At 57.2% G+C, this 13,707-nt stretch carries 7 protein-coding genes and 1 CRISPR repeat array; all 7 genes read right to left on the bottom strand.

What is annotated here, in order from left to right; translation table 11 throughout:
• Positions 1 to 115 precede the first annotated feature (115 nt).
• Entirely contained in the window at positions 116 to 676 is a 561-nt protein-coding gene (locus OZX64_RS03705) for a cysteine hydrolase (protein WP_277174849.1), read from the bottom strand.
• A complete protein-coding gene (locus OZX64_RS03700) occupies positions 676 to 2,118 on the bottom strand; it encodes a cytosine permease (protein ID WP_277174848.1) in 1,443 nt (480 codons plus the stop codon). The genes OZX64_RS03705 and OZX64_RS03700 overlap by 1 nt, the downstream gene beginning before the upstream one ends.
• Positions 2,111 to 2,587 (bottom strand): hypothetical protein, encoded by a 477-nt coding sequence (locus OZX64_RS03695; protein WP_277174847.1) that lies wholly within the window; start codon positions 2,585 to 2,587, stop codon positions 2,111 to 2,113. Before OZX64_RS03695 ends, OZX64_RS03700 begins: the two co-directional genes overlap by 8 nt.
• 74 nt (positions 2,588 to 2,661) lie before the next feature.
• Positions 2,662 to 4,020: an alanine racemase gene (gene alr, locus OZX64_RS03690; protein WP_277174846.1), complete on the bottom strand. Its 1,359-nt coding sequence runs from the start codon at positions 4,018 to 4,020 to the stop codon at positions 2,662 to 2,664.
• A gap of 107 nt (positions 4,021 to 4,127) precedes the next feature.
• On the bottom strand, positions 4,128 to 4,742 hold the full coding sequence (locus tag OZX64_RS03685; protein ID WP_277174844.1) for an N-acetyltransferase: 615 nt from the start codon (positions 4,740 to 4,742) through the stop codon (positions 4,128 to 4,130).
• A 302-nt stretch (positions 4,743 to 5,044) separates the two neighbouring features.
• Positions 5,045 to 5,533: an S-ribosylhomocysteine lyase gene (locus OZX64_RS03680; RefSeq protein ID WP_277156029.1), complete on the bottom strand. Its 489-nt coding sequence runs from the start codon at positions 5,531 to 5,533 to the stop codon at positions 5,045 to 5,047.
• Between the two features lie 488 nt (positions 5,534 to 6,021).
• Positions 6,022 to 13,193: direct repeats of the CRISPR family, unit length 32 nt; unit sequence ATTTCAATCCACGCTCCCGCGAAGGGAGCGAC.
• 217 nt (positions 13,194 to 13,410) lie between these two features.
• A complete protein-coding gene (gene cas2, locus OZX64_RS03675; protein WP_277174964.1) occupies positions 13,411 to 13,701 on the bottom strand; it encodes a CRISPR-associated endonuclease Cas2 in 291 nt (96 codons plus the stop codon).
• Positions 13,702 to 13,707 lie beyond the last annotated feature (6 nt).

Below are 13,707 nucleotides of genomic sequence, written 5' to 3'. Positions count from 1 at the left end.
GTTGCATCACACCAATCACATCAAACGAGAATTCGGGACGGTTTCCTTGAGCCTTTTACAACCAAGAAAAGAATCCTGAATCCTGCTGTTCCCAGCACGATGAACAAGCAGATAATCAGCCCAGCAATTCCTTGGTATTGGTCACGGTGATCAACGGCGTGAACAGCTTCATCGTCTCGATGGCCAGCTTCTGGTTTTCAGGCGTACTGCCCGCGCACGCATCCTCAATCAGCCGAACGGCGACGCCGTCATCGGCCGCCGCCAATGCAGTTTGGAGCACACAGCAATCGGTGGCCACCCCGCACACCGCGATCTTCCTGGCACCTTGCACGGCCTTTTTCAGCTCATCGCCCCACTTGCCGAACGTCGTCCTGCTCACTACAGGATGGCCTTTGGCAAGCTCGGCCGTCTCGTCGGTGAAGTCGTACATCGGGTCATCCGGTGGAACGAGGAACTGCGGCCAGTCCTTGAAGTAGTCGACCCACGCGTCCCGCGGCTTGTCCGGCGCGATGTAGCGGGTGTAGGCCACCCGATCGCCGTAGGCGTTCGCCAGGTGCTTGAAAGGCTCGTCCGTGGCATAATACGAGCCGTCCGCACAGGCCCAGGTCGACCAATCGCTTTGTGCGAACACCTTCTGGCGGTCCACGACCACCAGCCATTCATCCTTGTCAACCATCAGTTGGCTCCTTCCTGTCGTTTGATGTCACTGCGTTGGAAAATCAAAGTGCCGAGCAGTCCGACCACCAGCGCCACGAACACGCCGAGATTGGCTTGCGCCCACATCCCGTCCTTGCCGCCGAACAGGCCAAGCAGATAGCCCTGCCAGTTCAGCCAGCTCGCCGCCGAATTGACCACGAGCCCCCAGCCGAGCACGGTGCCTACCACGAGGATCACCAGCGCCTTGACGTTCCACGCGCCGTAGCGTCCCGCAGGATCATAGAGGTCCGCGCTGTCGTAATCACGCTTGCGCAGCAGCACATCCGCCACGAACATGCCGGTCCACACCGCCATGGGCACGCCAAGCGTGATAAGGAAGCCTTGGAACGGACCGATGAAGGTGTCGGAGAAGAAGGTGACGTAGATGACGCCGATGACCGTGAGCACGGCGGTCAGCGCGGCCGCCAACGTGCGCGGCAGTTTGATACCGAAGGACAGCAGATCGAGACCGTTGGAATAGTTGTCCATGATCGCGCCGCTCATCAGCCCGAGCACCGCCACCAGCGTGAACGGCACCAGATACCACGTAGGCAGAATCGAGGCCATGGCACCGACCGGGTCCAGGCCGACCTGCTTGTCGAGATCGGCGTTGGAGACCGCCAGCAGCAGACCGTAGACGATCAGCAGCACGTTGGCGATCGAAGCGCCGAACGTGGTCCAGGCCACGATGCCGGCGTTGGATGATTTGCGCGGCAGGTAGCGCGAATAGTCGGCGGCGACGTTGACCCATCCCAGCCCGAAGCCGGTCATGACGAACAGGCAGCATCCCAGCATCGCCGGCAGGCCGCCGGCATGGGCGGAACCGACTCGCGAAAAATCGATGTTGCCCCAGCCCAGGATGAAGAAGCCGATGGTCACGATTCCGGTGACGATGGTGATGACCTGCTGGCATTTCATGATGAGGTCATAGCCGAAGATGCCGGCCACCACCACCAGCCCGACGACCACGACCGTCGAGATGATCTTGGCGCTCGCGCCGGAACCCATACCGAGTTTTTGCAGCGTGGAGGACATAGCGAGCACGGCCGTGACCGTCAACGAAATCTCCCAGCCCAACGTCGCTATCCACGACATGGCCGCAGGGACCTTCGCGCCTTTGACGCCGAAGATGGCGCGCGTGATCACCATGGTCGGCGCGTTGCCGCGCTTGCCCGCGATGGAGACGATGCCCACCAGCAGGAACGAGACCACGACGCCGATGATGGTGGTCAGCCCCGCCTGCCAGAACGAAATCCCGAAACCGAGCGCCCACGCCCCGTACGACATGGCCAGCACCGAGATGTTGGCCGCGAACCAGGGCCAGAACAGGCTCGAGGGCTTGCCCTTACGTTCCGATTCGTCGATGACATCGATGCCTTGCGCCTCGACACTCAGCGACGACCCCTTCGCTTCATCACTCATCATTCACCTTCCTGTCTCTTTTCGCCCGGCAACCGCCGGACGATGAACGCTTGCGATTGCACAGAAGCATTCCTGTGAAACGAATGCCGGACGGGAAAGACGACGGGGCGAAAAACGGCCGTACACAGCCGCGATGGGACCCATAGCCTTCCCTCCTCTTTCTTCGGCTATCCAGACACCGAGAAATATTCGTTTTCAACTTATAGTCATTAAAACTATAACTACCGATATCCAAATGCAACCCCGAATACGGATGGCGCATTCCATCGTTTTCGGGCTGGTCCAGCGAAAGCTCGGGCCGCCCCGCCTTCACCGCCGAGCCCGAAACCCAACGATACAGCGGCAATGACGAATCCTTGCGCACGGCCTCCACCGCCTCGCGCACTACCGCTCCGCGCACCACGGCACCGTGCACCACCGCCTCGCACGCCACCACCTCGCACGCCACCACCTCGCGCACCACCACCATGACAAGAATCGGGCGGTCACCGCAAACCGCGGCAACCGCCCGACCAAACGCGTTCGGAAGACTCCCCTATATCCTCACAGCAATGTCTTCGCGCTGAGCTTGCTCATATCCTGCGCATCGAGCACATCCTGAGCATGCAGGTAAAGCCGCGGGATGCGGGTGCGCAGGCAGGTGAAGATCTCATAGCTGATGGTGTCGGCGGCACGGGCCCAATCATCGGCGGTCGGCTCCGCGTATTGCTCGCCACGACCCGGTCCGAAGAGTTCGACGGTGTCGCCTTCATGCACGCCAAGCTTTTCGAAATCGCCGTGCAGATCCATGATGAACTGGTCCATGCACACACGCCCCGAAACCCGCATCAGCTTGGGTCCCTCGGCGGTCATCACACGTACCGGCCCGCCCGGCTTGCGCGTGCGTTTTGCACCGGCCTCGTCGAATCCTGAAGCCGAACGGTGAATGCCATCGGCGTATCCCAACGGCACGATGGCCGTGCTGGTCTCCTCGTCGGTGATGTAGGTGCGTCCGTACGAAATTCCATGTCCCGCCTCGACGCCCTTGACGGTGGCCAGTTGCGCCTGCAGGGTCATCGCCGGTTTCAGACCGTATCGTGACGGTGTGCCCATCGCCGGGTCGGCTTCATAACCGTAAAGCCCGATGCCTGGCCGTGTCAGCTCGAAACGGGCCTCCGGACGCGAAAGCGTGGCCGCGGTGTTGGCGATGTGGCGGATGCGCGGCGCGATGCCGGCTTTTTCCATCCGTGCGGTGAACTGCTTGAAGCTCTCAAGCTGCTGGTCGGTCGCCTCCACGAATTCGGGGACGTCAGGAGCGTCGGCCACGGAAAAATGGCTCCACTGCCCCACGATGTCAAGCACGCCTTCGCGGGCCAACGGCACCAGTTTGTCGAGCGCGGCCTGAAAACCCTCGGCGGTGAAACCGTTGCGGCCGAAGCCGGTGTCGACCTTGACATGCACCCGTGCCGGCATGCCGAGCTTGCGCGCGGCGGTGGCCACGGCGTCGATGCCGTCAAGCGAACCCACCGAAATGTCGATGTCGCTGGCGATGAGCTCGATCAGCGGGGCGTTGCGCCCGTTGTACATCCATGTGAGAATATGGCAACGGCTGGAATCGATGCCGGCCATGCGCAGCAGCAACGCCTCACGCGGCTGCGCGGTTCCCAGCCACGTCGCACCACCCGCGAGCGCCGCCAACGCGGAGGGAATCAGCCCATGCCCGTATCCGTCGGCCTTCACCACACCCATCACGGCCGTGCCGGATTTCGGCCCGCCGACGACCTCGACCAGATGCCGCATGTTGTCGCGCATCGCCTTGAGGTCGACAATGGCCTGCCCTGGGTAGCGCCGCAGAGCGGCGGCATAGTTCGATTTCCCAAGCGCTGAAGAGAATGGCCAATCAGGCAATGCGTTCAAAGTCATAGTTCATATTCTCGCGCGTGAACGTGATGATGGCAAACAGGCGATACGGAACAATCACATGAAGACGCGGGTTGCCTGCCGACTGCCACAAGCCGGCCCGGCCCGCCTCACCTGTCGTGACGCTGATAAACGATACGCGTGTTGCCGCGATCGCCCATATCGCTGACCGTAATGATTCCGCAACGCCGATATCCGGACTTTTCGAAGACATGCTGCATCGCCAGGTTGTCCGGATGGGTGTCGCAGCGCACGTTCTTATATGTCTGTGCCGCCCATTGCATGCATGCTCCCCCGCTATGGCCTTTGAGCCCGGAAGAGGCCAGACGATGCATGGTGACGTATTCGTCGTCGTCAAGCCAGGCGCCTTCGGTCAGGTGCGCATAAGTCGGTTCAGCCCCGAGGCACATCGCGAAATAGGCCAGCAGCCGCTCGGCGCCGCCCTCGCCTTCGGTATCGACCAGCAACATGCCTCTGCCCAGACGGATATCCTCATGGATGAGTTCGGCCGGCGGCCAGCTCTTGCCCCACTGGTTCGGATTGCCGGTATTGCGCATCAGCTCGCGGGCCCGCTCGAAGATACGCATGATCGCTTCGAAATCGGCTTCGCTCGCCCGGCGCACGCGCATGGAACCGGTCAGTACCCCTGCCGTTCCCGCTGTTTTCGCCATTCCCGTAGCTTTACCGGTTTCGTTCTTATCTTCCATCGTCTTCCCGTCAGCCATACTTCCATCTCCCGCTTTGAAACCACGCAGCCGCATACCTGTCAACCGCTTTTATTCCCGTACCAAACTAACACCACCACAGGCGATTATCACGATGAAAGATCCGCAACCGAGAGCAAGGACGCAAAATACAACAACGGGATTACCAGTCAAAAGCGTTGTATGCGATTGAAGTTTTGTCTATAGTCTCAACAAAACGATGGCAGGCAAACATGATGGCATGAAAAAGCGGCATCGACGCCAATCGTCAGATGCCGCCTTCAGTCACGTTTCAGCCCGCTTTCGCAAAGCCGACGCCGCAATCAGACCACCTTGCGCACGTAGGGATCGGAGCTGATGCCTTCGTCGAGGATCTTCTTGCACCATTCCTTGGCGGTGAACAGGCTGTGGTCGCGGTAGTTGCCGCAGCTCTTGATGTCCGTGGCCGGCACGTCGTCCCAGGTCGCCTTGTAGGCGATGAACTCGAGCGATTCCTTCAGGGCCTTCGCCACGTCCTCAGTGCTGTGCTCGCCCCAGGTCAGCAGGTGGAAGCCGGTGCGGCAGCCGAACGGCGAGCAGTCGATGTAGCCCGGGATGCGCTCGCGCAGCAGCACCGCGATGGTGTGCTCGATGGTGTGCAGGCCGCCGGTCGGGATGGCGTTCTCGTTAGGCTGCACCAGACGCAGGTCATAATTGGAGATGACGTCGCCCTTCTCGCCGGTCTCGGTGTCGATAAAGCGCACATACGGCGCCTTCACCTTGGTATGGTCGAGCTGGAAGCTCTCCGGCTGCGGTTTGTTTTCTTCTGCCATTTTGGTTCCTTTCAGTTGAAAAACACCTTGAGGCTATTTTAGTGCGACAACACTATATCTTCGTTTCCCGCAACTCACCTTTTCATTAAACTAGTTTTCATCACCTTCAATAAACTTTATTGATATTACAGTCTAAAACTTCCAAACAAAACACACTTAAAACATAAGTGCCTGATTACAGCCTCTGCCCAACATCAAAAATACTTAAAGTTACCATGCCAATTCATCACAGTCGACAAAATCTGTAAACGCGAATCGCTAAGTCCCTTACCCACATAGCTACAGTTCCTGTTTATAAATAATTAAGGTACCTAATAAGGTTTACTCACTAAAATTTGCCTCGGCAATCGACTTTTCCTCACAGTTGATAACCCGTGAATCATATGGTTCTAATACATAATTTCTGCCATCAAAGGCAACTGCACGATTGCAGTTCTGCTCCTACGGTAAAAAATGTATACATTATAAAATAATCGCCAATAGCCAGCCATCACAATCCACGCCCCACGAAGGGAGCGACAGCCACAATCTCCGGTAATAGGTGCTCGCGTCCAGATTTCAATCCACGCTCCCGCGAAGGGAGCGACGCCTGCGACCGGAGAAGCTCACCGCTTCCAGCGAATTTCAATCCACGCTCCCGCGAAGGGAGCGACGCGAACACAAGAAGCCCCACTACCACGTCATGTTATTTCAATCCACGCTCCCGCGAAGGGAGCGACTTGCTTGGCACGGCCTACGCCGTCTTGTCGGGGAAATTTCAATCCACGCTCCCGCGAAGGGAGCGACAGGTGGTGTCAGCAAGACAGGGAGCGGGAAGCATATTTCAATCCACGCTCCCGCGAAGGGAGCGACAGGTGGTGTCAGCAAGACAGGGAGCGGGAAGCATATTTCAATCCACGCTCCCGCGAAGGGAGCGACAGGTGGTGTCAGCAAGACAGGGAGCGGGAAGCATATTTCAATCCACGCTCCCGCGAAGGGAGCGACTATCAACGTCGGCGACGATAACGGCGCCTTCCAATTTCAATCCACGCTCCCGCGAAGGGAGCGACCTAAAGCGAAAGCCCTTTCTCATCATATTATATTTTATTTCAATCCACGCTCCCGCGAAGGGAGCGACCTGGACGCGATACAGAGGTAATACCCGCATATTTATTTCAATCCACGCTCCCGCGAAGGGAGCGACCCGGACTTTCACGCCCTCAAAATATGTATCATATTATTTCAATCCACGCTCCCGCGAAGGGAGCGACATGCAAAAATAAGATTCTATAATATTCGATTGAAATTTCAATCCACGCTCCCGCGAAGGGAGCGACCGAATCTTCCAGACTGTCCGTTATTTGCGAATCGATTTCAATCCACGCTCCCGCGAAGGGAGCGACCCCAGCACGCTGATCGTATGCTTCACGCGTTCCAATTTCAATCCACGCTCCCGCGAAGGGAGCGACGCAAGCCGCTCGAAGCTCTGACGCAGCGTGCACAATTTCAATCCACGCTCCCGCGAAGGGAGCGACCGTAGGCCCTTGGGATTGTTCGCGTTTCCATGTCAATTTCAATCCACGCTCCCGCGAAGGGAGCGACCGATGGCTTCGATGAAGTCGTGGAGTGCTGTCTTATTTCAATCCACGCTCCCGCGAAGGGAGCGACCCGACCTCCACCCGTTGCCGGTGTCCAAGAACATATTTCAATCCACGCTCCCGCGAAGGGAGCGACATGGCTCAAACCGTATTCAGCGCTATCTGGAGGGATTTCAATCCACGCTCCCGCGAAGGGAGCGACTTGCTTGTCTCGCCCATGTAAAGTCTTGCTGATTGATTTCAATCCACGCTCCCGCGAAGGGAGCGACTGGTTATTTTTAGCATACAGCTCATTGTAATATGATTTCAATCCACGCTCCCGCGAAGGGAGCGACCCCGGTCGGCATCGAGTTGAAGAAGAGCACGATATTTCAATCCACGCTCCCGCGAAGGGAGCGACCCGTTCTTCTTTGCATACGCCTCAAGAGGTTTAATTTCAATCCACGCTCCCGCGAAGGGAGCGACTAGGGTGCTAGCTTTGCAATCCTTGGGGATCGAGATTTCAATCCACGCTCCCGCGAAGGGAGCGACCACGCCGTTGTAATACTGCCATGGCATGGTGTCAATTTCAATCCACGCTCCCGCGAAGGGAGCGACTCGACTGTGTTATTATTTAATTGTCGGTTAAAAAATTTCAATCCACGCTCCCGCGAAGGGAGCGACTCATGCGCTGTTCGGCATGGAACGACCTGGCGAAATTTCAATCCACGCTCCCGCGAAGGGAGCGACCAGGATTTCCCCTGCCTGGTAACGCCAATAAGAGATTTCAATCCACGCTCCCGCGAAGGGAGCGACATGCGGCGTACGAGCTCGTTGTCCTCGGCTACGGTATTTCAATCCACGCTCCCGCGAAGGGAGCGACGGCCATGTCCATGCAGGTCGTCACGTCGGCGGTATTTCAATCCACGCTCCCGCGAAGGGAGCGACGCCCGCGCCACCCTGCCTGCACGGTTCCGTGATCCGATTTCAATCCACGCTCCCGCGAAGGGAGCGACTCCGCGCCGGCCTGCAACGCACCCCAATACGAATGATTTCAATCCACGCTCCCGCGAAGGGAGCGACTCGGCCTTGATGTTGCAGTATCCTTCCACAGTCAGATTTCAATCCACGCTCCCGCGAAGGGAGCGACGCCTAGCACGAAGCCCTCCAGATGGAAGCCCCAATTTCAATCCACGCTCCCGCGAAGGGAGCGACCGCAAGGATCCTGCTGTTTTCGGCGAAGCCTTCCAATTTCAATCCACGCTCCCGCGAAGGGAGCGACCGTCAGCCATGACCTGATTTGTTGACACGACAGCATTTCAATCCACGCTCCCGCGAAGGGAGCGACCCGTCATCGGTGTTCACCTGACTGCCATACAATGCATTTCAATCCACGCTCCCGCGAAGGGAGCGACAAGAGCCGCGAGGCAGTGAAGAACGTCGGCAGTATTTCAATCCACGCTCCCGCGAAGGGAGCGACCCGGCAACGGGCTGGGATGCTTCATCAGACCGTATTTCAATCCACGCTCCCGCGAAGGGAGCGACAAGCCTATCCTTGTAGGCTGACATTCGGGCCATATTTCAATCCACGCTCCCGCGAAGGGAGCGACATGGCCTACCGGTACTTTTGTACGGTCGATGACATTTCAATCCACGCTCCCGCGAAGGGAGCGACCACCCACGGTGACGGCGCTCGCGGACTCGTCGATATTTCAATCCACGCTCCCGCGAAGGGAGCGACAGCCACCTTTTCCCATGCACCCGAGTCCGCTAGATTTCAATCCACGCTCCCGCGAAGGGAGCGACACGCCTGCGAGGATGGTTTTGCCTTCATCCTCAGAATTTCAATCCACGCTCCCGCGAAGGGAGCGACGGGTAGAGTGCAACCAGTTTATCGTACCAGTCAAATTTCAATCCACGCTCCCGCGAAGGGAGCGACTTGTTCACGTTGGCGTATGAGTCCCACTTTTGCTATTTCAATCCACGCTCCCGCGAAGGGAGCGACCTTATGCAGATAGCCCGCAGTGTTGCCGGCAAAATTTCAATCCACGCTCCCGCGAAGGGAGCGACAAGGATTTCGGGTCTGTGTCAACGTCGCCGTTGAAATTTCAATCCACGCTCCCGCGAAGGGAGCGACATGGTTCGACAGCGCCTGCAAGCGTGCCGGTGTATTTCAATCCACGCTCCCGCGAAGGGAGCGACATGGGCGAGTGTTGAGTCCCTGATTCCGTCCGTATTTCAATCCACGCTCCCGCGAAGGGAGCGACTCGTTGAGGGTGCGTTGGCGAATGTTGCCGATGGATTTCAATCCACGCTCCCGCGAAGGGAGCGACGGCAACGGCGTGGCGGCCAGCGACGGCATCGACGTATTTCAATCCACGCTCCCGCGAAGGGAGCGACCAGCCAGTTTGTTGATGCCGGTGACATGGTAGAAATTTCAATCCACGCTCCCGCGAAGGGAGCGACCGGTCTCGCTGATGGAGATTGACTTGCTGAGCTCATTTCAATCCACGCTCCCGCGAAGGGAGCGACGCGATCCCACTGAGGGGGACTGGTTTGTGAGCAGATTTCAATCCACGCTCCCGCGAAGGGAGCGACCACCAAGGCGGGTATAGCCCTCCAAGGCCGTATGATTTCAATCCACGCTCCCGCGAAGGGAGCGACCTGCCCTAACTGATTGATGATTTTGACCGTTCCATTTCAATCCACGCTCCCGCGAAGGGAGCGACCGGTCCTTTATCGACGTTGGTCGCGGCGAAAGAATTTCAATCCACGCTCCCGCGAAGGGAGCGACCCTGCGTTGCCCTTGACCGCGATGATGCCGTCCGGATTTCAATCCACGCTCCCGCGAAGGGAGCGACAACGAAATGGCCACCCTCATCGGCTCCCAGCTCAAATTTCAATCCACGCTCCCGCGAAGGGAGCGACGTACACCTTCGGTGAGGGCTGACGCGAGTAGTGATTTCAATCCACGCTCCCGCGAAGGGAGCGACCGGACGGGGTGCAATCCAGCGTCGCCACGGGGTATTTCAATCCACGCTCCCGCGAAGGGAGCGACCTCTCATTGTTCCTAACGGACTCGAGTGCATGGATTTCAATCCACGCTCCCGCGAAGGGAGCGACACATTCGCCAACGCACCCTCAACGATAAAGTTCGATTTCAATCCACGCTCCCGCGAAGGGAGCGACCAGCAACTGCTGCCAATCGTCACCCCCGTGGTCCAATTTCAATCCACGCTCCCGCGAAGGGAGCGACTAAACCCCATGGACCTGCTTAAGCATACAAAAAAATTTCAATCCACGCTCCCGCGAAGGGAGCGACCCTCTCATTGTTCCTAACGGACTCGGGTGCATGGATTTCAATCCACGCTCCCGCGAAGGGAGCGACCAACGAGCCCGTCTGCTGGAAGCGCGTAGTGCGTATTTCAATCCACGCTCCCGCGAAGGGAGCGACAAGCTCACGTTCACCGTCACCTCGTTCGCCAACGAATTTCAATCCACGCTCCCGCGAAGGGAGCGACTCCTGCAGGAACGGGAAACAGCCGGGATGCATGGAATTTCAATCCACGCTCCCGCGAAGGGAGCGACCGAACGTCAACAAATGGCATGAGACCGATAACCTATTTCAATCCACGCTCCCGCGAAGGGAGCGACCGAACGTCAACAAATGGCATGAGACCGATAACCTATTTCAATCCACGCTCCCGCGAAGGGAGCGACCTGTCATAGACGAACTCCATTTCCTGGCCTATAGATTTCAATCCACGCTCCCGCGAAGGGAGCGACACGCTGCCTCCGTTGAAGATGCCGGTATCGAAATAATTTCAATCCACGCTCCCGCGAAGGGAGCGACCACGTGGTGACCATCGGCTGTGAGGACATCACCGATTTCAATCCACGCTCCCGCGAAGGGAGCGACGAATAGGCGAAGCCACGACTTGCCAGCATCATGCAATTTCAATCCACGCTCCCGCGAAGGGAGCGACCATGCCCGAGGAGACACGAAAGCAAATCGAGTCATTTCAATCCACGCTCCCGCGAAGGGAGCGACGCGAGCAGTAGCGCTGATCTTTGCGTTTGGGGATATTTCAATCCACGCTCCCGCGAAGGGAGCGACACAGAACATCATCCAGGGCCTCATCAACGGCATTATTTCAATCCACGCTCCCGCGAAGGGAGCGACGTATCATCATGGCGTATCGTTTTGCATTCGAGACATTTCAATCCACGCTCCCGCGAAGGGAGCGACTGACGGTGTTGGTCGGTTGGCTCGGTGGCAGGAAATATTTCAATCCACGCTCCCGCGAAGGGAGCGACCAGCAACTGCTGCCAATCGTCACCCCCGTGGTCCAATTTCAATCCACGCTCCCGCGAAGGGAGCGACGCACGACCACTGACCCCTTCATGTCCTGGGCAAAATTTCAATCCACGCTCCCGCGAAGGGAGCGACTGGACCATTGAAGCATCTGAGCCGATGAATCCTTATTTCAATCCACGCTCCCGCGAAGGGAGCGACACGCAAGACAGGCTCCGAGCTCGGCCGCGACATGATTTCAATCCACGCTCCCGCGAAGGGAGCGACCCGGAGATCGTCGACCACCAATGGAGCCTCAATGTATTTCAATCCACGCTCCCGCGAAGGGAGCGACTGACCACTTCCGGATTGCAGTCCGGATATTGAAGGATTTCAATCCACGCTCCCGCGAAGGGAGCGACGGTTTTGCGTCGCGATTGGAGTCTGGTGTAGAGATTTCAATCCACGCTCCCGCGAAGGGAGCGACGTACAACGCGGCGCACATGCCAAGCGTGGTCAAATTTCAATCCACGCTCCCGCGAAGGGAGCGACCAGGTTCAGCGACATACACAGGCAACATGTCCCAAATTTCAATCCACGCTCCCGCGAAGGGAGCGACGCCATGCGGGGGTTGCGAATAAAAACCAATGGAAATTTCAATCCACGCTCCCGCGAAGGGAGCGACCCTCTATGGACGTTATTGTCCCCTTATATACCCTTATTTCAATCCACGCTCCCGCGAAGGGAGCGACATGTCCCAAAAACTGACATCACGCGGCTGGATAAATTTCAATCCACGCTCCCGCGAAGGGAGCGACCATCCACCTTCAGAAGAACCTGCCCTACGGAACATTTCAATCCACGCTCCCGCGAAGGGAGCGACTGCTGGAATGGGCGCGAAGCACGTTCGGGACGAAATTTCAATCCACGCTCCCGCGAAGGGAGCGACCGGCTGATTCAATGCAGATGCTCAGGGACATCATATTTCAATCCACGCTCCCGCGAAGGGAGCGACCCGACATAGTGAAATACACCTTGCCGCCCTTACAATTTCAATCCACGCTCCCGCGAAGGGAGCGACGCTTGTCGACACCGATAGCATCGCCGATGGAACCGATTTCAATCCACGCTCCCGCGAAGGGAGCGACTGTCCATCTTATCGCATTCGCGTAATACGTTTAATTTCAATCCACGCTCCCGCGAAGGGAGCGACGTATGACATTGACGACGGATTGCACGATTTGCAAATTTCAATCCACGCTCCCGCGAAGGGAGCGACATCGACACCAACAACGGCGACTCAATCCACATCCAATTTCAATCCACGCTCCCGCGAAGGGAGCGACTTGCCGCGCTCAGTTTGTCGAGCTGCTTGAGATATATTTCAATCCACGCTCCCGCGAAGGGAGCGACCCGAACTAATCGAAGACGTAAAAGCGGCGAACTGATTTCAATCCACGCTCCCGCGAAGGGAGCGACGGGCCTTTCGGCTGTAGCGCCGGGTGGTGTCCCGAATTTCAATCCACGCTCCCGCGAAGGGAGCGACCAGTATCGACACCGCCACGCTCAAGACCCACAAATTTCAATCCACGCTCCCGCGAAGGGAGCGACCCTCCCACATGGTCACCGATTCCGGGTCGATGAAGATTTCAATCCACGCTCCCGCGAAGGGAGCGACAACCGAGGGAACCGGCCACGTTGGGCACGAACTTATTTCAATCCACGCTCCCGCGAAGGGAGCGACCCGACTGACAGGCTATCTCGACCTGATGGAGCAGATTTCAATCCACGCTCCCGCGAAGGGAGCGACAGCATAAATGGACACAAAAATCCACTATGTGGACTCAATAATAGCAAAAATACAGCCGAAACCAGCTGAAAATGGATTCAAAACAATTTTGGAACGCAAAATCGCTTTTAAGTTATCAAACATCAATCAAAGATGATTAAAAATCCAACATCTTGAAAAATCTTGAAAAATAATTGGTGCGAACCTCCAAACAAACAATGAGCGCTTAGCTCTCGCACTAAACCATCAAGAGACCATCAGTAGGAAGATGATGTTGCACACCGATATGCTCAATACGATTCGAATACTTAGCACCTAAATTATAAAATCGAAGACTGTCGCAATTCAAGTCAATGATTCCAGCCAAATCATGTTTCAAAACCAACAAGTCCGAGGGAGTCACCTCACACTCGAAAACACTGTTTTGAACACGCTGCCCGTATTTCGTACAAGCTTTTGCAACCCGGCGTAATCTACGACGTCCCTGAGGCGTCTGCGTATTAACATCGTATGCAACAACTACCATCATCATCCA

The organism is Bifidobacterium sp. ESL0704 (assembly GCF_029392075.1).
Lineage (GTDB): Bacteria > Actinomycetota > Actinomycetes > Actinomycetales > Bifidobacteriaceae > Bifidobacterium.
The sequence above is the reverse complement of the archived record's forward strand: the minus strand, read 5'-3'. Positions and strand labels throughout refer to the sequence as shown.